This window comes from Bradyrhizobium sp. 1200_D9_N1_1, assembly GCF_052075915.1.
Taxonomy (GTDB): Bacteria; Pseudomonadota; Alphaproteobacteria; order Rhizobiales; family Xanthobacteraceae; genus Bradyrhizobium; species Bradyrhizobium diazoefficiens.
This window is the reverse complement of sequence record NZ_CP197226.1, coordinates 8,652,239-8,673,230: the sequence shown is the minus strand read 5'-3', so window position 1 is coordinate 8,673,230 and position 20,992 is coordinate 8,652,239. Positions and strand designations below refer to the sequence as shown.

Annotated in this window: 25 protein-coding genes; 19 read left to right on the top strand and 6 right to left on the bottom strand. The window is 65.7% G+C overall.

Features of this window, described 5'->3' with window-relative positions; all coding sequences use genetic code 11:
* The first annotated feature begins 1 nt into the window (after position 1).
* From AB5K84_RS41025 to AB5K84_RS40995, 7 genes are read left to right on the top strand one after another with little or no spacing between them, the layout of a single operon-like run.
* Positions 2-1,105, top strand: coding sequence for a carbon-phosphorus lyase complex subunit PhnI (locus AB5K84_RS41025; protein ID WP_011084041.1), 1,104 nt, complete (start codon positions 2-4; stop codon positions 1,103-1,105).
* A complete protein-coding gene (locus AB5K84_RS41020) occupies positions 1,102-1,998 on the top strand; it encodes an alpha-D-ribose 1-methylphosphonate 5-phosphate C-P-lyase PhnJ (protein WP_011084042.1) in 897 nt (298 codons plus the stop codon). The genes AB5K84_RS41025 and AB5K84_RS41020 overlap by 4 nt, the downstream gene beginning before the upstream one ends.
* Positions 1,991-2,788, top strand: coding sequence for a phosphonate C-P lyase system protein PhnK (gene phnK / locus AB5K84_RS41015; protein ID WP_011084043.1), 798 nt, complete (start codon positions 1,991-1,993; stop codon positions 2,786-2,788). Before AB5K84_RS41020 ends, phnK begins: the two co-directional genes overlap by 8 nt.
* An 8-nt stretch (positions 2,789-2,796) precedes the next feature.
* Entirely contained in the window at positions 2,797-3,495 is a 699-nt protein-coding gene (gene phnL / locus AB5K84_RS41010; protein ID WP_038965301.1) for a phosphonate C-P lyase system protein PhnL, read from the top strand.
* A gap of 11 nt (positions 3,496-3,506) precedes the next feature.
* Complete coding sequence (locus AB5K84_RS41005; protein ID WP_011084045.1) at positions 3,507-4,664, top strand: alpha-D-ribose 1-methylphosphonate 5-triphosphate diphosphatase; 1,158 nt, start codon at positions 3,507-3,509, stop codon at positions 4,662-4,664.
* Positions 4,661-5,257 carry a phosphonate metabolism protein/1,5-bisphosphokinase (PRPP-forming) PhnN gene (gene phnN / locus AB5K84_RS41000; RefSeq protein WP_011084046.1) on the top strand — a complete coding sequence of 199 codons (597 nt, stop codon included), beginning with the start codon at positions 4,661-4,663 and terminating at the stop codon, positions 5,255-5,257. Before AB5K84_RS41005 ends, phnN begins: the two co-directional genes overlap by 4 nt.
* 26 nt (positions 5,258-5,283) lie before the next feature.
* A complete protein-coding gene (locus tag AB5K84_RS40995) occupies positions 5,284-5,895 on the top strand; it encodes a pyridoxamine 5'-phosphate oxidase family protein (protein ID WP_011084047.1) in 612 nt (203 codons plus the stop codon).
* Between the two features lie 229 nt (positions 5,896-6,124).
* Here AB5K84_RS40995 and AB5K84_RS40990 read toward each other — a convergent pair whose 3' ends face one another.
* Entirely contained in the window at positions 6,125-6,856 is a 732-nt protein-coding gene (locus AB5K84_RS40990; RefSeq protein ID WP_011084048.1) for an SDR family NAD(P)-dependent oxidoreductase, read from the bottom strand.
* 391 nt (positions 6,857-7,247) lie between these two features.
* Here AB5K84_RS40990 and AB5K84_RS40985 point away from each other — a divergent pair, with 391 nt between their 5' ends.
* Entirely contained in the window at positions 7,248-7,493 is a 246-nt protein-coding gene (locus tag AB5K84_RS40985; protein ID WP_011084050.1) for a hypothetical protein, read from the top strand.
* 21 nt (positions 7,494-7,514) lie between these two features.
* Complete coding sequence (locus AB5K84_RS40980) at positions 7,515-8,468, top strand: aliphatic sulfonate ABC transporter substrate-binding protein (RefSeq protein WP_011084051.1); 954 nt, start codon at positions 7,515-7,517, stop codon at positions 8,466-8,468.
* A gap of 7 nt (positions 8,469-8,475) precedes the next feature.
* On the opposite strand, the gene AB5K84_RS40975 is transcribed toward AB5K84_RS40980, so the two are convergent.
* The 3 genes from AB5K84_RS40975 to AB5K84_RS40965 all read right to left on the bottom strand — a co-directional run bounded on the left by AB5K84_RS40975 (position 8,476) and on the right by AB5K84_RS40965 (position 11,669).
* A complete protein-coding gene (locus tag AB5K84_RS40975) occupies positions 8,476-9,258 on the bottom strand; it encodes an alpha/beta fold hydrolase (RefSeq protein WP_011084052.1) in 783 nt (260 codons plus the stop codon).
* Positions 9,259-9,262: 4 nt separating this feature from the next.
* Entirely contained in the window at positions 9,263-10,558 is a 1,296-nt protein-coding gene (locus tag AB5K84_RS40970) for an O-acetylhomoserine aminocarboxypropyltransferase (RefSeq protein WP_011084053.1), read from the bottom strand.
* 301 nt (positions 10,559-10,859) lie between these two features.
* Positions 10,860-11,669, bottom strand: a complete 810-nt coding sequence (locus tag AB5K84_RS40965) for an IclR family transcriptional regulator (protein ID WP_038965302.1) — start codon at positions 11,667-11,669, stop codon at positions 10,860-10,862.
* 128 nt (positions 11,670-11,797) lie between these two features.
* On the opposite strand from AB5K84_RS40965, the gene AB5K84_RS40960 reads away from it, so the two are divergent.
* From AB5K84_RS40960 to AB5K84_RS40935, 6 genes are read left to right on the top strand one after another with little or no spacing between them, the layout of a single operon-like run.
* Positions 11,798-12,763 (top strand): Bug family tripartite tricarboxylate transporter substrate binding protein, encoded by a 966-nt coding sequence (locus AB5K84_RS40960; protein ID WP_038965312.1) that lies wholly within the window; start codon positions 11,798-11,800, stop codon positions 12,761-12,763.
* Between the two features lie 3 nt (positions 12,764-12,766).
* Entirely contained in the window at positions 12,767-13,384 is a 618-nt protein-coding gene (locus tag AB5K84_RS40955; RefSeq protein ID WP_028173662.1) for a flavin reductase family protein, read from the top strand.
* 51 nt (positions 13,385-13,435) lie between these two features.
* Positions 13,436-14,296, top strand: coding sequence for a fumarylacetoacetate hydrolase family protein (locus AB5K84_RS40950; protein ID WP_011084057.1), 861 nt, complete (start codon positions 13,436-13,438; stop codon positions 14,294-14,296).
* 3 nt (positions 14,297-14,299) lie between these two features.
* Positions 14,300-15,103 carry a 2-oxo-hept-4-ene-1,7-dioate hydratase gene (gene hpaH / locus AB5K84_RS40945; RefSeq protein ID WP_011084058.1) on the top strand — a complete coding sequence of 268 codons (804 nt, stop codon included), beginning with the start codon at positions 14,300-14,302 and terminating at the stop codon, positions 15,101-15,103.
* A 25-nt stretch (positions 15,104-15,128) separates the two neighbouring features.
* Positions 15,129-15,512: a RidA family protein gene (locus tag AB5K84_RS40940; protein WP_011084059.1), complete on the top strand. Its 384-nt coding sequence runs from the start codon at positions 15,129-15,131 to the stop codon at positions 15,510-15,512.
* Positions 15,513-15,525: 13 nt separating this feature from the next.
* Positions 15,526-16,401, top strand: a complete 876-nt coding sequence (locus AB5K84_RS40935; protein WP_011084060.1) for an amidohydrolase family protein — start codon at positions 15,526-15,528, stop codon at positions 16,399-16,401.
* Between the two features lie 30 nt (positions 16,402-16,431).
* Here the strand turns inward: AB5K84_RS40935 and AB5K84_RS40930 are convergent, their stop codons facing one another.
* Both AB5K84_RS40930 and AB5K84_RS40925 read right to left on the bottom strand, forming a co-directional pair.
* Positions 16,432-17,160, bottom strand: coding sequence for a helix-turn-helix transcriptional regulator (locus AB5K84_RS40930; protein WP_011084061.1), 729 nt, complete (start codon positions 17,158-17,160; stop codon positions 16,432-16,434).
* A 171-nt stretch (positions 17,161-17,331) separates the two neighbouring features.
* Positions 17,332-18,339, bottom strand: a complete 1,008-nt coding sequence (locus tag AB5K84_RS40925) for an LLM class flavin-dependent oxidoreductase (protein WP_011084062.1) — start codon at positions 18,337-18,339, stop codon at positions 17,332-17,334.
* 262 nt (positions 18,340-18,601) lie between these two features.
* Here AB5K84_RS40925 and AB5K84_RS40920 point away from each other — a divergent pair, with 262 nt between their 5' ends.
* The 4 genes from AB5K84_RS40920 (at position 18,602) to AB5K84_RS40905 (ending at position 20,830) form a co-directional block, all read left to right on the top strand.
* Positions 18,602-18,778, top strand: coding sequence for a hypothetical protein (locus AB5K84_RS40920; RefSeq protein ID WP_165448136.1), 177 nt, complete (start codon positions 18,602-18,604; stop codon positions 18,776-18,778).
* Between the two features lie 234 nt (positions 18,779-19,012).
* Positions 19,013-19,516: a twin-arginine translocation pathway signal gene (locus AB5K84_RS40915; protein WP_038965303.1), complete on the top strand. Its 504-nt coding sequence runs from the start codon at positions 19,013-19,015 to the stop codon at positions 19,514-19,516.
* A 12-nt stretch (positions 19,517-19,528) separates the two neighbouring features.
* On the top strand, positions 19,529-20,173 hold the full coding sequence (locus tag AB5K84_RS40910; RefSeq protein WP_011084064.1) for a ferric reductase-like transmembrane domain-containing protein: 645 nt from the start codon (positions 19,529-19,531) through the stop codon (positions 20,171-20,173).
* Between the two features lie 180 nt (positions 20,174-20,353).
* Complete coding sequence (locus AB5K84_RS40905; RefSeq protein WP_011084065.1) at positions 20,354-20,830, top strand: cyclic nucleotide-binding domain-containing protein; 477 nt, start codon at positions 20,354-20,356, stop codon at positions 20,828-20,830.
* Positions 20,831-20,992: the final 162 nt, after the last annotated feature.

Below are 20,992 nucleotides of genomic sequence, written 5' to 3'. Positions count from 1 at the left end.
CATGTATGTCGCAGTCAAAGGCGGCGAACGCGCCATCGAGAACGCCCATCGCCTGCTCGCCAATGCGCGGCGCGGCGATCAAAGCGTGCCGGAAGTCACGCTCGACCAGATCTCGGAGCAGCTTGGTCTGGCCGTGGACCGCGTTATGAGCGAAGGCTCGCTTTATGACCGTGAGCTCGCGGCGCTCGCGATCAAGCAAGCGCGGGGCGATCTGATCGAGGCGATTTTCCTCGTTCGCGCCTTCCGGGCCACCCTGCCGCGCTTCGGCGCGAGTGAGCCGGTCGACACCGGCGCCATGCGGGTGCAGCGGCGGGTGTCCTCGACCTTCAAGGACATTCCCGGCGGCCAGATCCTCGGGCCGACCTTCGACTATACGCACCGCCTGCTCGATCCCTCGCTCGCGGAGGGATTTGTGCCGGACGCGCCGGCGACGGCCGAAGCCTCGACCGCGCCGACGCCGCGCGTGACCGATATCCTGGGCCGCGATGGGCTGATCGAATCCTCGCCGCAGGCCGAGGCCGGCGCCAGCGTCGGCGATCTCACGCGCGAGCCGCTGAACTTCCCGGCCGACCGCGACGTGCGCCTGCAAAATCTCGCGCGCGGCGACGAAGGCTTCCTGCTGGCGATGGGCTATTCCACCCAGCGCGGCTACGGCCGCAACCATCCCTTCGCCGGCGAGATCCGCTTCGGCGAGGTCGAGGTCGAATTCCTCGCCGAGGACGTCGGTTTCGCCGTGCCGCTCGGCTCGATCGAGCTCACCGAGTGCCAGATGGTCAACCAGTTCAAGGGTTCTGCCACGGAAGCACCCTGCTTCACCCGCGGCTATGGCCTCGCCTTCGGCCAGAGCGAGCGCAAGACCATGTCGATGGCGCTGGTCGATCGCGCGCTGCGTGCCCGCGAGCTCGGCGAAGAGGCGCTCGCGCCGGCGCAGGATGAAGAATTCGTGATGTCGCATTCGGACAATGTCCAGGCGACCGGCTTCGTCGAGCATCTGAAGCTGCCGCACTATGTCGACTTCCAGTCCGAGCTCGGCCTGCTGCGCAAGCTGCGTCAGGAGTTTGCCGAGGCCAATGCGCCCGATGCCATGAAGGAGGCCGCGGAATGAACGCGCCCGCCTACAATTTCGCCTATCTCGACGAACAGACCAAGCGGATGATCCGCCGCGCCATCCTGAAGGCGATCGCGATCCCCGGCTATCAGGTGCCGTTCGCCAGCCGCGAAATGCCGATGCCCTATGGCTGGGGCACCGGCGGCGTGCAGGTCACCGCCGCGATCCTCGGTCCTGAGGACGTGCTGAAGGTGATCGACCAGGGTTCCGACGACACCACCAACGCGATTTCGATCCGCAAGTTCTTCGCCAAGACTGCCGGCGTCGCCACCACGACGGCGACCGACGCGGCGACCGTGATCCAGACCCGTCACCGCATCCCCGAGGCCGCGCTGAACGAGAACCAGGTGCTGGTCTATCAGGTGCCGATCCCGGAACCGCTGCGGTTCCTCGAGCCACGCGAGACCGAGACGCGGCGCATGCATGCGCTCGCCGAATACGGCCTGATGCATGTGAAGCTCTATGAGGACATCGCCCGCTTCGGCCACATCGCGACCGCCTACGCCTATCCGGTCAAGGTCAACGCGCGCTATGTGATGGACCCGTCGCCGACGCCGAAGTTCGACAATCCCAAGATGGACAATTGCCCGGCGCTGCAATTGTTCGGCGCCGGCCGCGAGAAGCGCATCTACGCGATCCCGCCCTATACGCAAGTTGTGTCGCTCGATTTCGAGGATCACCCCTTTGAGCCGTATCGCTTCAACGCGCCTTGCGCGCTGTGCGGCGCGGATAACTCCTATCTCGACGAGATCGTCACCGACGACAAGGGCGGCCGCATGTTCGTCTGCTCCGACACCGATTATTGCGAGGGCCGTCAGGCCGCCGGCCATCACGGCAGCCTGAGCGCTGCGCCGTACAAGGAGAAGGCGCAGGAGACATCAAATGGCTGATCACGACATGCTGGACAACGATGAGCCGCTGCTGGTTGCGAATTCGCTCAGCAAGTCCTACGGCCGCATCGCCGCGTGCCGCGACGTGTCGTTCTCGCTCTATTCCGGCGAGGTACTGGCGATCGTCGGCGAATCCGGCTCGGGCAAGTCGACGCTGCTGCAACTGCTGTCGGGCCAGCTCGCGGCCAGCGGCGGGCACGTCACCTACCGGATGCGCGACGGCGTCACCCGCGATCTCGCCACGCTCGGCGAAGCCGAGCGGCGCTTCCTGTTCCGCACCGACTGGGGCTTCGTGCACCAGGATCCCGCGCAGGGCCTGCGCATGGCGGTCTCGGCCGGCGCCAATGTCGGCGAGCGGCTGATGGCGGTGGGATGGAATCACTACGGCCGCATCCGCGACACCGCGTCCGACTGGCTCACCCGTGTCGAGATCGACACGGCGCGCATCGACGACGCACCGCGGACCTATTCCGGCGGCATGCGCCAGCGCCTCCAGATTGCCCGCAACCTCGTCACCGAGCCGCGGCTGGTGTTCATGGACGAACCCACCGGCGGCCTTGATGTGTCCGTGCAGGCGCGCCTGCTCGATCTGCTCCGCAGCCTCGTCGCCGAGCTCAACCTCGCCGTCGTCATCGTCACCCACGATCTCGCGGTCGCGCGGCTTTTGTCGCACCGCGTGATGGTGATGAAGGGCGGCCGCGTGATCGAGACCGGTCTCACCGACCAGGTGCTCGACGATCCCCGTGAGCCTTATACTCAGCTCCTCGTTTCCTCGATTCTGCCGCCATGAGCCCACTGATGACCGCCATGATCGACGTCACTGATGCCAAGAAGACCTTTACGATGCACCTGCAGGGCGGCATCGAGCTGCCTGTCGTCAGCGGCGTGACCTTCCAGGTGAACCCCGGCGAATGCGTCGTGCTGTCGGGCCCGTCCGGCGCCGGCAAGTCGTCGATCCTGAAGATGATCTTCGGCAATTACCGCTGCGATTCCGGCCGCATCGGCATCCGCCATCGCGGCGCGCTGATTGATCTGGCCACCGCCGAGCCGCGGCAGGTCCTCAACGTGCGCCGCGCGACCATCGGCTATGTCAGCCAGTTCCTGCGCGCGGTGCCACGGGTCGCCACCATCGACGTCGTCGCCGAGCCGCTGATCGTGAACGGCATGGCCCGAACCGAGGCGCAGCAGAGGGCGGGTGCCTTGCTGCACCGCCTCAACATCCCTGAGCGGCTCTGGCAGCTTCCGCCCGCGACCTTCTCCGGCGGCGAACAGCAGCGCGTCAACATCGCGCGCGGCTTCATCTCCGACCTGCCGATCCTGTTGCTGGACGAGCCGACCGCCTCGCTCGATGCCGCCAACCGCGCCGTCGTGGTCGAGCTGATCGCCGAGAAAAAGCGCCAGGGCGTCGCCATGGTCGCCATTGTCCATGACGACGAAATCCGCCATCTGATTGCCGACCGTATTGTTGACGTGACCAGCTTTGCCGCCGCCGCCTGAAGGAAATTGAAATGAACGCCAAGCCGAAGGACACCGTGATCGCCAACGCCAGGATCGTGCTGGCAGACCGGGTGATCGAGCAGGGCTGGCTGGCTCTCGCAAATGGGCGCGTCGCCGAGATCGGCGAGGGCAGGGCACCCGCGGGTGCGGAGGATGCCGGCGGCGACCTCATCATGCCCGGCCTGATCGAGCTCCACACCGATCATCTCGAGGCGCATTACGTGCCGCGCCCAAAAGTGTTCTGGAATCCGGTCGCCGCCGTCGTCTCCTACGACGGCCAGCTCGCGACCTCGGGCATCACGACCGTGTTCGACTCGCTCCGGGTCTGGCGTGAGGACGGCGCTGAGGAAGTCGACGGCCGCGCCGGCGTGCTCGCCGCCGCGATCACGACCGCGCGCGATGCTGATTTGTTGCGCGCCGACCACTTCTTGCATCTGCGCTGCGAAATCCCGATGCCGAGCGTGGTCGAGGAGGCCAAGGAGCTGATCGACCGTCCCGACGTGAAGCTGATGTCGCTGATGGACCATACGCCCGGCCAGCGCCAGTTCCGCGACGAGGGCAAGCTGCGCGACTATTACCGCGGCAAGAACGGCGGCAAGACCGATGCCCAGCTCGACGAGCTGTTCGCAAAGCGCTTCGAGTATCAAAAGGCTTATGCGGCGACCAACATGCGCGAGATCGTGGCGCTGGCGCATCAATACAACATTCCGCTGGCAAGCCATGACGACACCACCGAGGAGAATGTCGCGGACGCCGTGCGCGATCGCGTCTCGGTGGCGGAATTCCCGACCACGCTGGAGGCCGCGCGCGGCCTGCATCAGGCCGGCATCGACATCCTGATGGGCGCGCCCAACGTCGTGCGCGGCGGCTCGCACTCCGGCAATATCGCCGCGGTCGATCTTGCCCGCGAGGGCCTGCTCGACATTCTCTCGTCGGACTACATTCCATCGAGCCTTCTGATGGCCGCGCTGCAATTGCCTGAACATGTGCCCGCGATCAGCCTTCCGGCGGCGGTGCGCACCGTGACGAAAGCGCCGGCCGAAGCGGTTGGTCTCTCCGACCGCGGCGAGATTGCGGTCGGCAAGCGCGCCGACCTGATCCGGGTGCACATCGCGGGCAGCGTTCCCGTCGTCCGCAGCGTCTGGCGCGAGGGAGGCCGGGTCGCATGAGCGAGATCGCGACCATGGCGCAGGGCGAGGCGGGTGCGATCGGCCCTGGCCGGCTCGTGCTCGTGGTCGGTCCCAGCGGCGCCGGCAAGGACACCTTGCTGCAGCTGGCGCAGGCGGCCTGCATCGACGATCACGACGTCGTCTTTCCGCGTCGCGTCGTGACGCGTGAGTCCTCCGCGGCTGAGGACAATATTGCCATGAGCCCGGACGAATTCCGGCGCGGGATCGATCACGGCGATTTCGCCGTGCATTGGGACGCGCATGGGCATTCCTACGCGCTACCGCTCGAAATCAACGACGACATCCGCGCCGGCCGCGCCGTCGTCGTCAACGTCTCGCGCACCGTGATTGCCGCGCTGCGTCAGGCCTATGCCAATGTCGTCGTGGTCGCCATCACGGCGCCGCCGGACGTGCTGGCGCAGCGGCTTGCCGCCCGCGCCCGGCACAGCGACGGCAATATCGCGGAACGGCTGTCCCGCAGCGTCGAGGACGCATCGGCGCAGGCCGATGTCACCATCCTCAACGCCGGCAGCGCGGATTATCACAGCCGCCAGCTCGTGCGCGTGATCAGGAACGAAAGCTGGCGCGAGTAACCGTCGGCGCAAAGGAGAGTGGAAGAATGTCGGTGATCGAAACGGTCGAACAGCTAGAGGCCATCTACGGCGCCACCAACGATGCCTCGACCGTGAAAGTCGCCGACCATGTCACGCCGCTCTATCGCGTCTTCATCGAGAAGGCGCCGTTCGCGGCGCTCGCCACCATCGGGCCCGAGGGCATCGACTGCTCGCCGCGCGGCGATCTGCCCGGCTTCGTCCGCATTCACGACCCCAAGACGCTGATGCTGCCGGATCGCCGCGGCAACAACCGGGTCGATTCCCTGCGCAACATCTTGCGCGACCCGCGCATGTCCCTGATGTTCCTGGTCCCCGGCTCCGGCAATGCGGTCCGCGCCAATGGCCGTGCGCATCTGTCGATCGATCCCGGGTTGCTGGCGTCCTTCAAGGTCGAAGGCAAGGCGCCGCGCAGCGTCATGGTGATGAATGTGGACGAAATCTATTTCCAGTGTGCCCGCGCCATCGTCCGCTCCGATCTCTGGAATCCGGACAAGCGCATCGACCCGAAGACGCTGCCTACGCCCGGCGAGATCCTCGCCGAGATGAGCCAGAACAAGGTCGGCGGCGAGGAGTACGACCGCGGCTGGGCGGCGCGTGCCGCAGCGACGATGTGGTGATGCTCTTACCCTCTCCCCTTGTGGGAGAGGGTGGCTCGCCGCGAAGCGGCGAGACGGGTGGGGGGCATCTCTCCGCGAGTCCAGAATCGTAGGGTGGGCAAAGGCGCACTTGCGCCGTGCCCACCGCATATCCAACACCTGGATAGAAATGGTGGGCACGCTCCGCTTTGCCCACCCTACGGCGTTCATCGAGCCTGGAAGAGGGCGCGTGCCGCAGACGCCAAGTCCCCTAGTTAAACGCCATCCCGCCGCTCAGCGCGATAGTCTGGCCGGTCATGTAGGCATTGTCGACCAGCAGCATCACCGCCTTCGCCACCTCATCCGCCGTGCCGAAGCGGCCGAGCGGGATGCGGCTGACGAGTTGGGGCTGGCCGCTCATCATGTCGGTCTCGATCAGCGACGGCGCCACCGCGTTGACGTTGATGCCATCCTTCACCAGCCGCGCCGCATAGCCGCGCGTCAGCCCCTCCATGCCGGCCTTGGATGCGTTGTAGTGCGGGCCGATCGAGCCGGCGCCGCGTGCCGCGCCGGAGGAGATGTTGACGATGCGCCCCCATTTCTTCGATCGCATCGCCGGCAGCACCGCCTGCGTGCACAGGAAGACGGATTTCAGATTGACCAGGATGGTGCGGTCGAAATCGTCCTCGGTGAGGTCGTCGACGCCGCGCGTGATGGCGATGCCGGCATTGTTGACGAGAATGTCGATGGGCCCGAGTTCCGCCGTGACGCGTGCGACCATTGCAGCGACGGCCTCGCGCTGCGATACGTCGGCGGCAACGGCGATGGCGCGGCCGCCGCGTTTGTTGATCTCGCCCGCCAGCTGCTCGGCCTGCCCGATCCGCTCGCGGCAGTTGATCGCCACCGCCGCGCCGGCCTCGGCCAGCAGGCGGCAGACCGCGGCGCCAATCCCGCGTGAGCCGCCGGTGACGAGCGCTGTGCGCCCCTTCAGGTCATTTGCCATGCCGGGATCTCCCAATCCTCTGTTTTGCGCCCGCCGGAGCCTATCATGTGCGCCGCTCGCGCGTGTTGAACTCGTCGCGAGATGAATCTGCCTGCGGGCGCTTGCGGCGGGAGAAGCGGCCGAACGTGTCGCTCGTAAATATGGATAGCCATTTCATTGACCAATCGCGTCGATCGCTCGATATTTGCGGCATCGAAGCTGCTCCTCGAGCCGAAGCCGCAATATGAGAACCGATCACCAGCGTAATCCGGACGACATGCACCCGAGCATGACGCGGCGCTGTTTCTCGGCGGCCACCGGCGCCTGTTGTTGCTGCTGAGCGCCTCCCTCTCAGTACGTCCCATCGCAAATCTCAAGACAGGAACGTCGCAATCGCGGCGAATGAGCAGTCATGTCCCAAGGTCAGTTTGAAGCCCAGTTCGAAGCCCAGTCCAACGCCTACATCATCGAAATCCACGACCGCGCCGCCGGCATCATCACAAGAGACGCGCGCGGCTTCCGCTTCTTTTCCTCCGAGCGGTTGTTCGACAGCCTCGAAGGCCGCCAGTTCCGCTCGGCGCGCGAAGCCGAGCGGGCCGCGCGCGCGGTGTTCTCCGAGCGGAGCCGCCGCGCGAATTTGCAACTCTTCGCCAACTGATCCCACCGAAAGGACCGCGATATGATTACTCGACGACACATGCTCGCAACGACACTCCTGCTCGCGACAGCCCTGGCTGCACCCGTGCACGCGGAGGACAAGCCAGCGGAAATCCGCATCGGCACCCAGAAGGGCGGCTTCTTCCCGGCGGTGCGTCAGCGTCAGACGCTCGAAAACGCCTTCAGGCCGCTCGGCATCGAGATCAAGTGGATCGACTTCCAGTTCGGTCCACCGCTGCTGGAGGCGATCAATGTCGGCAGCGTCGATTTCGGCTATGTCGGCGACTCCCCGCCGATCTTCGCGCAGGCGGGCGGCGCAAAGATCCGCTACGTCGCCGCGGTGAAATCGGACGGCAACACCCAGGCGATCGTCGTGCCGAAGGACTCGCCGATTCACGCACTGGCCGATCTCAGGGGCAAGCGCGTCGCCTTCGGCAAGGGATCGAGCGCGCATAATCTGCTAGTCGCGGCGCTCGAGCAGGCCGGCCTGTCCTGGTCCGACATCACGCCTGCGCCGCTCGCGCCGGCCGACGCGACGGCGGCCTTCGTGAAGGGCTCGGTCGACGCCTGGTCGATCTGGGATCCCTATCTCGCGCTCGCCGAGCTGAAGGAGAATGCGCGCGTCATCGCCTTCGACAAGGACGTGCACAAGCCGAACGCCTTCTACATCGCCGGCGCCGATTTCGTGGAGAAGTATCCCTCGCTCGTTGCGAAGCTCAACACGGCCTTCGCGTCCGAAGGCGTATGGGCGGATTCGCACCACGAGGACGTGGCGAAGGCGCAGGCCGAGGCGACCGGCGTCGACATCGAAGCGATCCGCCGCTTCGTCGCCCGCTCCAATTATCGTGTGGTGCCGATCGATGCCGAGGTGGTCAAGAGCCAGCAGGTCGTTGCCGACCGCTTCGCAAAGCTCGGCCTGATCCCGAAGCCGGTCAATGTCTCCGACATCGTCTGGAAGTGGACGCCGGGGTCTTGAGCCGGGCTCAGCCTTTCAGCGCGGCCAGCAACTCATCCGGGCGCTCGGCCATGATCATGTGGCCGGCGCCCGGCACCACGACGGTCTTCGCATGCGGGATCGCGGCCGCGAGCGCCTTGCCCGCCTTCGCCGGAGTCATCATGTCGCGCTCGCCGAGGATGAGCGTCGCCGGCACCTTGACGCTCGCGGCAGCGGTCAGCGCATTCGCGTAGGCATTGCAGGCCGACAGATCCCTGAACAGCACGCCCGGCTCGCAAGACTTCAGCACCGCCTGCGCGCCGCCATGCATCCACAGGCCCGGCGCGAGGCTGCCGCCGAGCTCCGCGTTGAAGCCGAGGCCCCAGATCGACACCATGTCGTTGGCATCCTGCGAGTTGGCCTCGGCCGCCTTCAAGAGATCCGGGCCGACCGTCATGGTCGGGGCGGTGCCGATCAGGCTCAGCGCGGAAACCTTGTCGGGATGCCGCGCGGCGGTCTCCAGCGAGATCAGCGATCCCATGGAGTGGCCGATCAGATGCGCCTTCACAGCTCCTGCCGCATCGAGCAGCGCCGCCGTCCAGTCGGCCATCTCGGCGATGGTGCCAAGCGAAGGGCCGGCCGAGCGGCCGTGGCCGGGAAGGTCCGGTGCCAGCACGGAGTAGCCGTGATGGGCGAACCAGCGCGTATGCAGCGCCCAGGTCGAATGATCGAAGCCGGCGCCGTGGATGAAGACCACCGCGGGCAGGGACTTGTCGAATTCGCGGCCGCCGGTTGCGACAAATACCTCGGCCCCGTTGACGGAAAGCTTCATGGTGTCAGACCTTTTGCGAGATGCGCAGTGCTTGATTGAGGTCGTCGATGATGTCGGAGGCGGTCTCGATGCCGACCGACAGCCGCACCAGCTCCTCGCCGATGCCGGCGGCCTTGAGCTGCTCGGCGTCCATCTGCTGATGCGTGGTCGAGGCGGGGTGAATCACCAGCGTCTTGGCGTCGCCGACATTGGCGAGATGGCTGATCATGCGCAATGACTCGATGAACTTGCGGCCGGCGGGGCGGCCGCCCTTGATGCCGAAGGAGACGATCGAGCCGGCGCCGCGCGGCAGCAGCTGCTTTGCAAGCTGGTAGTCCGTGTGGTCTTCAAGCGAGGGATGCAGGACCCAGTCCACCGCCTTGTTGGACTTCAGCGCCTCCAGCACCGAATGCGTGTTCTGCATATGCCGGTCCATGCGGACGCCCAGCGTCTCCACGCCCTGCAAGAGCTGGAACGCGTTGGTCGGCGACAGGCAGGCGCCGAAATCGCGCAGGCCCTCGGTGCGCGCGCGCATGATGAACGCCGCGGTGCCGAACTGCTCGTCGAAGACGATGCCGTGATAGCCGCCATAGGGCTCGGTCAGCACGCCGAACTTGCCGGAGCCGCGCCAGTCAAAGCGGCCACCGTCGATGATGGCGCCGCCGATCGCGATGCCGTGGCCGCCGATCCATTTGGTCGCCGAGTGCATCACGATGTCGGCGCCAAGCTCGATCGGCCGGCTGAGATAGGGCGTCGCAAAGGTGTTGTCGATCAGCAGCGGAATTTTTGCCTCATGCGCGATCGCCGCGACCTTCGGGATGTCGAGCACCTCGAGCCCGGGATTGCCGATGGTCTCGCCGATCACGAGCTTGGTGTTCGGCTTGATGGCGCTGCGGAACGCATCGAGATCGCGCGGCTTCACAAATGTCGTGGTGATGCCGAAGCGCGGCAGCGTATGCGCCAAAAGGTTGATGGTGCCGCCATAGAGCGAGCTCGACGCCACGATGTGGTCGCCGGCGTTGAGCAGCGTCGCGATGGCCAGATGCAGCGCGGCCATGCCGCTCGCCGTGCAGATCGCGCCGACGCCGCCTTCGAGCGCGGCGAGCCGCTCCTCCAGCACGCCGGTGGTCGGATTGGAGATGCGCGTGTAGATGTGGCCGGCGCGCTCCAGGTTGAACAGCGCGGCGGCGTGATCGGAATCCTGGAACACGTAGGACGTGGTCTGGTAGATCGGCACCGCGCGGGCGCCGGTCGCGGGATCCGGATGCTGGCCCGCATGCAGGCTCAGGGTCTCGAAGGCAGGCGGTTTTGGCGCGGGCATGCGTGGCCTCGTTGCTCGGTCGGCGATGGCGGCCCTTGTGCCACAAAACGGTGTGCCAAGTCAGCCCATTGACAGCGCCGTGGGATGGCGCACAGCGGTGACATGATTGAGGCGAGCTCTGTCCGCATCGCCGGTGGGCTCCCTCGCCCCGTTCTTACGGGGAGAGGGTTGGGGTGAGGGGCTCCATCCGAGATCACGGTGACAGTCGGACTCGCGGAGAGTCCCCCTCACCCGGATTGCATCTTCGATGCAATCCGGCCTCTCCCCGTAAGCGGGGAGAGGCGAACGGCGCCGCCTTCAGTTAGCCGACATTGCCCCGGATCGCCTGCTCGATGATCCGCGCCTCCCGCAGCAGGATCTCCGCGACCTCCTGCTCGCGGCGCGGGCCGAGCCTCGTCCGAACGGCGGAGACGGTCATCGCCGCGGCGGGCTGTCCGTCCGGGGTCTTGATCCAGGTCGAGATCGACTTGGTGCCCTGCACGAGGCCGATCTCTCTCATATTGTAACCCCGCTTCCGCGCGGCGGTGACCTGGCTCATCACGGCTGCGACGTCGGTCTGGTAGGCCTCGAACCGCTTCTCGTTGGCTGCGACGATTTTTCGCGCGTCCTGCGCCGGCATCGCGGCGAGGATGGCGACGCCGGCGCTGGAGACGCCGAGCGGCCGGCGCGCGCCGACCTTGATCGACAGCACCTGGATCGGATAGACGCCGATCCTGCGATCGACGCACAGCGTGTCGTTGCCGGTCCGCACCGTCAGGAACAGCGTGTCGCCGATCTCGGCGGAGGCGCGCCGCAGCGACGGATTTGCCGCGACCAGCAGCCGCGACGGCCGCGCCCGTGCCAGCGCCAGTTCCGGCACCTGGTTGCCGATCGCGTAGCGGCCGGTGCGATCGTGCCGCTCGACGATGCCTTCCTCGATCAGCACGTGGACGATGCGATGCACGGTCGGACGGGTGAGGCCGGTCGCCCGCACGACCTCGGCCAGCGGCACGCCGTCCTCGCGGCCTGCGGCAAGAATGCGCAGCACCGCGAGCGCGCGCCGGATCGCCTGCGCGCCCTGTCGCGGTTCCAGCGCGCTATGGGCGACTTTCGGAGAAGGTCTCTTGTCCATAATATGGACAAGAACGCCACAATTCACTCGACAGGTAAAGCGCGCATCTGGAGATTGCGCGGCGATCGAGCGCCGTGCGCAACGTCAAGGCGTTCGAAGTGAATTGGAAGCGCCGCCGGGAGGTTAACATGAGATTAATCGCGATTGCCATAGCCGCTGTCACGGCGATGCTGGCGGGGCCCGCATCGGCCCAGCAATGGCCGGCGCGCAGCGTCAAGCTGATCGTGCCCTATCCGGCCGGCGGCAATGTCGACAGCGCCGCGCGCATCGTCGCCGACAAGCTCCAGGAAAAGCTCGGTCAGCCCTTCATCATCGAGAACAAGGCCGGCGCCGGCGGCATGATCGCGGGCGAGGCTTTCGCGAAATCGGCGCCCGACGGCTATACGCTGTTCGTCGGCGCCAACGGCCCGGTGCTGTTCGCGACCGAGATCAACAAGCGCGATGCCTATAACTGGAAGAAGGATTTCCTGCCGATCTCGACCATCTCGATGACGCCGCTGGTGCTCGAGGTGCATCCCTCCGTCCAGGCCAACAATTTCAAGGAATTCATCGACCTCGCCAAGCGCGAGCCCGGTAAGCTGACGATGGCCTCGCCCGGCCCCGGCACCACCAATCATCTGCTCAGCGAATTGATGCAGTCGAATCTCGACCTGCAATGGGTCACCGCGCATTACCGCGGCAACGCGCCGGCCATCAACGATCTGCTCGGCGGCCAGGTGCAGTTCGCGTTCGACCAGCTCACGGTCAGCCTCCAGCACATCAAGGCCGGCCTGTTCCGCGCGCTCGCGGTCACCAGCCCGCACCGGCTGAAGTCGCTGCCTGACGTCCCGACCTTCACCGAGCTCGGCTACAAGGATTTCGACGGCCAGACTTTCACCGGCCTGTTCGCGCCCGCGGGCACGCCGGCGCCTGTCGTCGACAAGCTGCACGAGACGCTGGTTGCGATCCTGAAAGACCCGGGCGTGGTGGACAAGTTCGAAAAGCTGGGCGGGGAAGCCGTCGCGATGACGCCGGACGAGTTCAGGGCCTATCTCGAGCGCGAGGACGCCAAGTGGATTCCGGTCGTGCGCAAGGCCAACATCAAGGCGGACTGAGTGATGCGGATCGATCCCACCGAGCTCGGCGCGGAGCGCATCTACCGGCTGATGACCGGCATCGTGGTGCCGCGCCCCATCGCCTGGGTGACGAGCCTGTCGCGCTCCGGGGTGCTCAACCTCGCGCCCTTCAGCGCCTTCACCTTCGTCTCGCAGAAGCCGCCGATGCTCGCCATCAGCGTCGGCCGCAAGGGCGCGGACTACAAGGACACCGCGCACAACATCCTCGACACCGAGGAATACGTCATCCACATCGCCGATACCCCGCTGATGTCTGCGGTGCACGACAGCTCGATCGAGCACCCGCCTGAAGTCAGCGAGGTCGCGGAGCTTGGCTTGGAGACGCTTAGCTGCGAGCGCATCAAGGTGCCGCGGCTCGCGGCCGCACCTGTCGCGATGGAGTGCCGCTTCCGGCAGTGCCTCGAATTCGGCGACGCGCGCAGCCGGCTGATCGTCGGCGAGGTCGTGATGTTCCACATTCGCGACGGCCTCGTGGAAAACGGCAAGGTCGAGACCCGGGCGCTCGATCCGATCGCGCGCATCGGCGGGCCGCGCTACGCCCGCCTCGGCGAAATCGTGACGCTGAACACCGTCTTTCAAACTCCCAAATCGACCGACTGAGCGCGCGGCCCATCGCGGCCCTTGTGCCCAAGACCATTGGAGAAAACCACAATGCGACTCCTGAGCTATCTCTTGGACGGCGAGGCGCGCTACGGCGCGGCCGTCGCGGGCGGCGTGGTCGATCTGACCCGGCGGATCGGCCGCGACTTCTCCGACGTGAAGGCGCTGATCGCGGCCAATGCGCTGGCGGACGCGCAGGAAGTGATCGCCGATCAGCAACCGGACTACGCGCTCGATGATCTCGTCCTGCTGCCGCCGGTGCTGGCGCCCGAAAAGCTCTGGTGCATCGGCGTCAACTACGCCGAGCGCAACGCCGAATATAAAGACAATTCGGACCTGCCCAAATATCCGAGCCTGTTCGTGCGCAGCATGTCGTCGATGACAGGCTCCGGCCAGCCGCTGGAGAAGCCCAAAGTCTCGGATCAGCTCGACTATGAAGGCGAGCTCGTGATCGTGATCGGGCAGGAAGGCCGCCACATCCCGCGCGAGAAGGCGTGGTCGCACATCTTCGGCATGACGCTGTGCAACGAAGGCACGATCCGCGACTGGCTGCGCCACGGCAAGTTCAACGTCACGCAAGGCAAGAATTTCGACCGCTCCGGCAGCATCGGCCCGTGGATCGTCACGGCGGACGAGCTCGACCCGCGCGGGCCTCATGACATCACCACGCGCGTCAACGGCGAGGTGCGGCAGCAGGACACCACCGAGCGGCTGATGTTCCCGTTCGACTTCCTGATCTCCTATCTCTCCACCTTCGCCACCCTGAAGCCCGGCGACATGATCGTGACGGGTACGCCGACCGGGGCGGGCGCGCGCTTCGATCCGCCGCGCTGGCTGAAAGTCGGCGACGTCGTCGAGGTCGAGTCGAGCCGCATCGGCGTGCTGCGCAACACCGTGGCCGCGGAGCAATAGACCATGCTGGATGCCGCCACGATCGAACGTCTTGCCGCGCGCCTGGACGAGGCCGAGCGCACCAAGGCGCTGATCCCGATGTTCTCGAAAGAATATCCCGGCCTCACGATCGAGGACGCCTACGCCATCCAGCGCGCCTGGACGAAACTCCAGCTCGGGCGAGGGCGCGTCATCAAGGGCCACAAGATCGGCCTGACCTCGAAGGCGATGCAGAACGCGGTCGGCATCTCCGAGCCCGACTACGGCGTGCTGTTCGCCGACATGTTCTATGCCGACGCCACGCCCATCCCGTTCGATCGCTTTCACGCGCCACGGATCGAGGTCGAGCTCGCCTTCGTGCTGAAGGCGCCGCTGCGCGGGCCCGACTGCACCATCTTCGACGTGCTCAACGCCACCGACTACGTGACGCCGGCGCTGGAGATCTTGGAGACGCGCATGCACCGCGTCGATCCTGAAACGGGCAAGACGCGAAAGGTCATGGACACGATCTCGGACAACGCCGCGAACGCCGCGCTGGTGCTCGGTGGCCGGCCGTTCCGCCCGATGGATGCGGATCTGCGCTGGATCGGCGCGCTGCTGTTCCGCAACGGCGAGGTCGAGGAGACCGGGCTTGCCGCCGGCGTGCTCAATCATCCCGCCAACGGCATCGCCTGGCTCGCCAACCGGCTCGCGCCGCATGACGAATATCTCAGGGCCGGCGAGGTGGTGCTGGCGGGATCGTTCACGCGGCCGGTGGACATCCGCCGCGGCGACACGTTCCACGCCGACTACGGCGCGTTCGGCTCGGTGTCGTGCCAGTTCGTCTGAACCAACACACAAGAGGGAGCGCACCATGACACGGCGCAAGAGCATCCACATCGGCGGCTTCAAGCACGCCAATCCGATTCCGAACGCTTGCCGCATCGGCAATCTCGTGATGTCGGGCGTCATCCTTGGCCGCGATGCGGCCGGCGCGATGCCCGTGAGTCTCGACGCGCAATGCGCCAACATGTTCGCGCACATGAAGGCGACGGTGGAGGCCGCCGGCGGCACCACCGACGACATCATCAAGATGACGGTGTGGCTGAAGGACCGCTCGCAGCGCGGGCCCGTCAATGTCGAGTGGCTGAAGATGTTTCCGGACGAGCATTCGCGCCCGGCGCGCCACGCGCTGCCGATGGACAACATGGACGGCGGCGCGCTGGTGCAGTGCGACTTCACCGCCGTGATCGACTGAAGGAGATTTGCACATGCCGACCTATCTGCCGTTCGACCCCAACCCGCGCCGCCCGGTCAAGGCGCCGCCACTGAGGACCATCGACAGCCAGTTCCACGTGCTGGGGCCCATCGAGAAATATCCGGAGCGCCCCGGCGCGGCCTATCGAATGCCGACCGCGACCTGGGAAGCGGCGCTGCGTATGCACAAGGCGCTCGGCATCGGGCGCGGCATCATCGTGCAGACCACGACCTATGGCGCGGATCATGCCGTCGTGCTCGACGCCCTCGCGGCGATGGGTCCGAACTACCGCGGCTGTGCCAACGCGCTGGTGTTTGCCGAGGCGAACGATTCCTATCTCGCAAAGCTGCATGACGCCGGCGTCCGCGGCGCGCGCTTCAGCTTCCGCCAGGAGCTCGGCGCCGTGCTGTCGGATGCCGATTTCGCCCGCGCCATCGCCCGCATTCGCGAGCTCGGCTGGTATGTCAAGATCCAGCCGGAGAAGGACGGCATCGTCTCCAGCGTCGCGAAGTACGAGAATCTCGACGTTCCCGTGCTGATCGACCACATGGCGCGCCCCGATCCGCAAGCCGGCAAGGACGATCCGAACCTGCGCAAGATGCTGGAGCTGCTCAAGAAGGGAAATTTCTGGGTGATGCTGTCGCTCGGCGAGAAGACCTCGAAGGCCGGCCCGCCCTACGACGACGTGATCCCGATCGCGCGCGCCTATATCGAGGCAGCAAGCGACCGCTGCGTCTGGGCCAGCGACTGGCCGCATCCGGTCTCCGTCAAGCAGCCGCCCAACGATGCCGACCTGCTCGAGCTGATGTACCGCTACGCGGCGGACCAGGCGGAGCTGGAAAAGATCCTGGTGCACAATCCGGCAAAGCTGTTCGGCTTTGCCGACTGATCGACTCCGGTCGCGATCGGGCCTGGCACCTCAGGGCGAGATGATCCGGTCGCGCATGGCGATCATCACGGCCTGCGTGCGGGTGGCTGCGCCGAGCTTCTTGCAGCAGCTCTTGATGTGCGCCTTCACTGTGCGTCCCGTGATGGCCAGGGCGTCGGCGATCTCATCGCTGGATCGCCCGACGGCCGCCAGCGTCAGCACCTCGCGCTCGCGCAAGGACAGTGCGAGCTGCGGAGCCGCGGGCAGGCCGCGCAGCTTCAGCACCCGGTCGAAGGCGTAAAGCGCCATGAGGTGGAGCGCCGGGAGATCGCGCTCCGGCAGATCGATCTCGGCGCCGCCGAACCACACCTGGCCGGTGCGGCCCGCCGGCGAGATGACCGGGATCACCACGCCATCCACCATGCCGAAGTCGCGGGCGCGTCGCACGAGCTCGACGGCGCGCGGCTCCCGTTCCGGATCGTACGGCGCTTCCCTGAACCAGCGGAACGGCTGAAGCGTCGTCCTGCAATAGCGCAGCGCGGGATCGTGCCACACATACTGCGCCTCGGAATACATATCGAGAAAGCCGGCCGGCAACCGTTCGGCGAGAACCGCCTCGCGCGGCGATTCGGTCGACAGCGGGGCGACATAGGAGCTGCAGAAATAGTCGAAGCCGTGCTGGCCGAGCGTGCGGCTCATCGCATCCAGAATGCTCGCGACATCAGGAAGCTGCCGCACTGTCTCGACGAAATCGAATGCTCGACTGCGGACCACGTCCATCGGCAGCCTACGATCAGTCCTTGAGGGATCGGCGCTACGCTACCCTTCCAGGCGCCGAGTGTAGGACGTCAATGCTGTAACTGCAACCTGCGCGAAACTCGCCAGCTTCATGAACGCGATCCGCGAGGCGTGAGGATCGGCCATACCTGGCTCGGCCGTGTGATGCCTTGATCACCGGGCCGGTTGCGCCGCCAGCCGGCCGCGCACCTCGGCCGCGATCTCGAACGAGCGCAGCCGGGCGGCGTGGTCGTAGATCTGGCCGGTGGTCATCAATTCGTCCGCGCCGGTCTCGGCGATCAGCGCCTTCAGCTTCTCTTCGACCACGGTGGGCGAGCCGACCGCGGAGCAGGACAGCGACTGGCCGACCATGGCCTTCTCCGCCGGCGACCACAGCGCGTCCATGTCGTCGACCGGCGGCGGCAGCGGGCCGGGCGTGCCGCGGCGCAGGTTGATGAACTGCTGCTGCAGCGAGGAGAACATGCGTTGCGCCTCGGCGTCGCTCTCCGCCGCGAACACGTTGACGCCGACCATCGCATAGGGCTTGTCGAGCTGCGCCGAGGGCTCGAAACGCGCGCGATACTCGCGCAGCGCCGGCATCATCATCTGCGGCGCGAAATGCGAGGCGAAGGCGAAGGGCAGGCCGAGCATGGCCGCAAGCTGCGCGCCGAACGTGCTCGATCCCAGGATCCACAGCGGCACCTTGGTCCCCATGCCGGGCACGGCGCGGATCGTCTGGTTCGGTTGCACATCGCCGAGCAACGCCTGCAATTCCAGCACGTCATGCGGAAAATTCTCGGACGTGGTGGCGAGGTCACGCCGCAGCGCCCTTGCTGTGAACTGGTCGGTGCCCGGCGCCCGCCCGAGCCCGAGATCGATCCGTCCCGGATAGAGCGACTCCAGCGTGCCGAACTGCTCGGCGATGACCAGCGGCGAATGGTTCGGCAGCATGACGCCGCCGGAGCCGACACGGATCGTCTTCGTCCCGCCCGCGACATGCCCGATCACCACGGACGTCGCCGCGCTCGCAATCCCCGTCATGTTGTGATGCTCGGCCAGCCAGAACCGCTTGTAGCCCCAGGCCTCGGCGTGCTGGGCAAGATCAAGCGAATTGCGAAACGCCTGCGCGGCGTCGCCACCCTGGCGGATGGGAGCGAGGTCGAGCACGGAGAAGGGGATCATGCGTGGGGGTCCGGGTGGAGGGCGATATGCGCCGGGGCTCCATATGTAGTACCTGCCAGCCCGAATGTTAGCGTTGCAGTGTCGATCGGACACCGGCGCAACGATGCCATTCGGAATTGTCGCGGGTGACCGGCGAACTGCCAGATAGCGTTTTTGACCCAGCGGACTCCCAGCGCAGGTTTGATTTACGTCAACATTCAAAACCTGGTTTCATTTTCACTTCCGACATTGGTTGCTTCGATTTCCTTCCTGGAGAGGTACGATGGCCGATCCGACCAAGCTCTCGGTTGAGAAAACGCTCGAAAAGATACGTCAGCGCGACGAGCCGAAATCAGAGAATTCACGCCTTGATGAAAAAACCGACGCTCTCAATGAAGAGATAAAACGTATGAGAGCACAAAGGCTCCGCCTTGAACGACAAAAGGGCAAGCGTGGCTGAATAGCGCGTAGGATGGGTAGAGCACTTGCGAAACCCCATCATGTTTCGTCGTCGAACAAAGCCTCGATGGGTTTCGCTTCGCTCAACCCATCCCACGAGGCTGTCTGAGCGGCCTGCGCCTCCGTTCACAACACTGTTATTGCGACCTATGGCGCCCTTTGTCGCAACTGGGCGTCTCGTGCGTGTTGTTGTATGCTTGGCAGAGCCACTGAACGGTCGCCAGGAGGAATCGACATGACCATGGTCGTACTCAGCCGCCGCAACCTCCTCGTCGCCGGCGGCTCCGTTCTCGCAACCGGGGTTTTGACAGCCGGCGTTCCCGGGCTCCTGCTGCCGGCCCGCGCGGACGGACTCGCGCCGACCGAAACGATGTCGGGCGGGGCGAACAACTACCGCAAGGGCGCGGCGATCGTGGATCGCATCGGCAAGGGCGGCTTCTGGATGAGCGGCACCGTCCGCCGAGCCGGCGACGGCGCTCCGCTTGCCGGGCAGCGCATCCAGATCTGGGCGCACACGGTCGAAGGACAGGAGCACGAGCCGCAGAGCCATGGCGCCACGCTCACCGACAAGGACGGCAAGTTCCGGCTCGAGATGCCGCAGATCATTCCGATCTTCGGCCAGCCGCATGGTCACCTCGCCTATGACAGCGGTGAATTCAAGACCGTCTTCCTGCGGCCGGTGATGCGCAGCGCAAAGGAAACCAGCCTCGAGGCGCACTTCGTTCTGCAGCCGGCCTGACCGGGCCAACGAATGACGGGGTGGAAACTGGCCCGGGTGATCCTGATCTGGGGCGCCTTGGTTTCGGCCATTGGCGTGCCGATCGCTGCTGCCGCAGGAAGCGAGCAGCTCGCATGGCGCGGTCCGGTCTATATCCTTGCCGGGTTTGCGGGGATTATCGCGCTGGGTCTCGTGCTCGTGCAGCCCCTGCTGATCGGCGGATATCTGCCGGGACTGTCGGCCTATCGCGGACGGCGCGCCCATCACTGGATCGGTGGGGCGCTTGCTCTGGCGATCGTGATCCATGTCGCCGGCCTCTGGATCACCAGTCCCCCCGACATGATCGACGCCCTGACCTTCTCGTCGCCGACGCCGTTCTCGCCCTTCGGCGTGATCGCCATGTGGGCCATCTTCATCGTTGCGCTCCTGGCTCTACTGCGCCGGCGATTGGGACTGCGGCCGCGAACGTGGCGTTTCGTTCATATGCCTCTCGCGATCGTCATCGTCGCAGGCAGCGCGGTCCATTGCCTGCTGATCGAGGGAACGATGGAGACGATCTCGAAGGCGGCGCTTTGCGCGCTCGTCCTCGCGGCAACCGTGAAAGCCATGGTCGACCTTCAGGTTTGGCGAAAGCGAAGGACGCTGCGCGGCAGTGAGCCAAAGCGGTTTAATGCGTAGGATGGGTAGAGCGAAGCGAACCCATCATGCTTCGACACCGAACAAGCCCTCGATGGGTTTCGCTTCGCTCCACCCATCCTACGAAACTTTGCTGGTCATATTGTTCGAACACGCTGAGCGCCGTCACCGCCGATATCTGCTCTGCTTGTCGGAGATAGCGACGGGGCGTATCCTCGCCCGATGGCTGTCAATGCCCCCGAGATGAAAGCGTTCCTGCTCGCGACGCCGTTCTTCGGCGGTCTTTCGGACACAGGTCTCGACCTCCTGATGTCGATGCTGGTCGAGTGCCGCTTCGAAGCCGGCGCGACAGTCGTGGCGGAAGGCGAGCCGGGACGCTCGATGTTCATCGTCAGATCCGGCCGGCTGGCGGTGAGCAAACGGGCGACTTCGGGAAGCGTCATCCCGATTTCCATTCTGGAGCGAGGGGATTTCTTCGGCGAGATGACGCTGATCGAAATGCAAAACCGCTCCGCCACGGTGGTCGCGGAGAACTCGACGGTGCTGTACGAGCTGACGGCTCAAAAACTCTACGCCTGCTACAAGGCCGATATCCACGCCTACGTGATCGTCCTGCAGAACATCAACCGCGAGCTTTGCCGCCGGCTGCGCCGTGCGGATGATCGCTTTGCTGGGCATCAGGTGGGTGAAGACAGCTGATCATGCGTAGGATGGGTAGAGCACTTGCGAAACCCATCATGCTTCGTCTGAACAAGATCTCGATGGGTTTCGCTTCGCTCTACCCATCCTACGATCCGGCTCGCTGGTGCGGCTAGAGCAGCGCCATTGAGTGCAGCGAGTTTCTATGAAAGCCGAAGGCAA

Bases quoted from the DNA above. Each gene is read 5' to 3' on its own strand.
- AB5K84_RS41025 (WP_011084041.1), top strand. From the start codon at position 2: ATGTATGTCGCAGTCAAAGGCGGCGAACGCGCCATCGAGAACGCCCAT.
- AB5K84_RS41020 (WP_011084042.1), top strand. From the start codon at position 1,102: ATGAACGCGCCCGCCTACAATTTCGCCTATCTCGACGAACAGACCAAG.
- phnK (WP_011084043.1), top strand. From the start codon at position 1,991: ATGGCTGATCACGACATGCTGGACAACGATGAGCCGCTGCTGGTTGCG.
- phnL (WP_038965301.1), top strand. From the start codon at position 2,797: ATGACCGCCATGATCGACGTCACTGATGCCAAGAAGACCTTTACGATG.
- AB5K84_RS41005 (WP_011084045.1), top strand. From the start codon at position 3,507: ATGAACGCCAAGCCGAAGGACACCGTGATCGCCAACGCCAGGATCGTG.
- phnN (WP_011084046.1), top strand. From the start codon at position 4,661: ATGAGCGAGATCGCGACCATGGCGCAGGGCGAGGCGGGTGCGATCGGC.
- AB5K84_RS40995 (WP_011084047.1), top strand. From the start codon at position 5,284: ATGTCGGTGATCGAAACGGTCGAACAGCTAGAGGCCATCTACGGCGCC.
- AB5K84_RS40990 (WP_011084048.1), bottom strand. From the start codon at position 6,856: ATGGCAAATGACCTGAAGGGGCGCACAGCGCTCGTCACCGGCGGCTCA.
- AB5K84_RS40985 (WP_011084050.1), top strand. From the start codon at position 7,248: ATGTCCCAAGGTCAGTTTGAAGCCCAGTTCGAAGCCCAGTCCAACGCC.
- AB5K84_RS40980 (WP_011084051.1), top strand. From the start codon at position 7,515: ATGATTACTCGACGACACATGCTCGCAACGACACTCCTGCTCGCGACA.
- AB5K84_RS40975 (WP_011084052.1), bottom strand. From the start codon at position 9,258: ATGAAGCTTTCCGTCAACGGGGCCGAGGTATTTGTCGCAACCGGCGGC.
- AB5K84_RS40970 (WP_011084053.1), bottom strand. From the start codon at position 10,558: ATGCCCGCGCCAAAACCGCCTGCCTTCGAGACCCTGAGCCTGCATGCG.
- AB5K84_RS40965 (WP_038965302.1), bottom strand. From the start codon at position 11,669: ATGGACAAGAGACCTTCTCCGAAAGTCGCCCATAGCGCGCTGGAACCG.
- AB5K84_RS40960 (WP_038965312.1), top strand. From the start codon at position 11,798: ATGAGATTAATCGCGATTGCCATAGCCGCTGTCACGGCGATGCTGGCG.
- AB5K84_RS40955 (WP_028173662.1), top strand. From the start codon at position 12,767: ATGCGGATCGATCCCACCGAGCTCGGCGCGGAGCGCATCTACCGGCTG.
- AB5K84_RS40950 (WP_011084057.1), top strand. From the start codon at position 13,436: ATGCGACTCCTGAGCTATCTCTTGGACGGCGAGGCGCGCTACGGCGCG.
- hpaH (WP_011084058.1), top strand. From the start codon at position 14,300: ATGCTGGATGCCGCCACGATCGAACGTCTTGCCGCGCGCCTGGACGAG.
- AB5K84_RS40940 (WP_011084059.1), top strand. From the start codon at position 15,129: ATGACACGGCGCAAGAGCATCCACATCGGCGGCTTCAAGCACGCCAAT.
- AB5K84_RS40935 (WP_011084060.1), top strand. From the start codon at position 15,526: ATGCCGACCTATCTGCCGTTCGACCCCAACCCGCGCCGCCCGGTCAAG.
- AB5K84_RS40930 (WP_011084061.1), bottom strand. From the start codon at position 17,160: ATGGACGTGGTCCGCAGTCGAGCATTCGATTTCGTCGAGACAGTGCGG.
- AB5K84_RS40925 (WP_011084062.1), bottom strand. From the start codon at position 18,339: ATGATCCCCTTCTCCGTGCTCGACCTCGCTCCCATCCGCCAGGGTGGC.
- AB5K84_RS40920 (WP_165448136.1), top strand. From the start codon at position 18,602: ATGGCCGATCCGACCAAGCTCTCGGTTGAGAAAACGCTCGAAAAGATA.
- AB5K84_RS40915 (WP_038965303.1), top strand. From the start codon at position 19,013: ATGACCATGGTCGTACTCAGCCGCCGCAACCTCCTCGTCGCCGGCGGC.
- AB5K84_RS40910 (WP_011084064.1), top strand. From the start codon at position 19,529: ATGACGGGGTGGAAACTGGCCCGGGTGATCCTGATCTGGGGCGCCTTG.
- AB5K84_RS40905 (WP_011084065.1), top strand. From the start codon at position 20,354: ATGGCTGTCAATGCCCCCGAGATGAAAGCGTTCCTGCTCGCGACGCCG.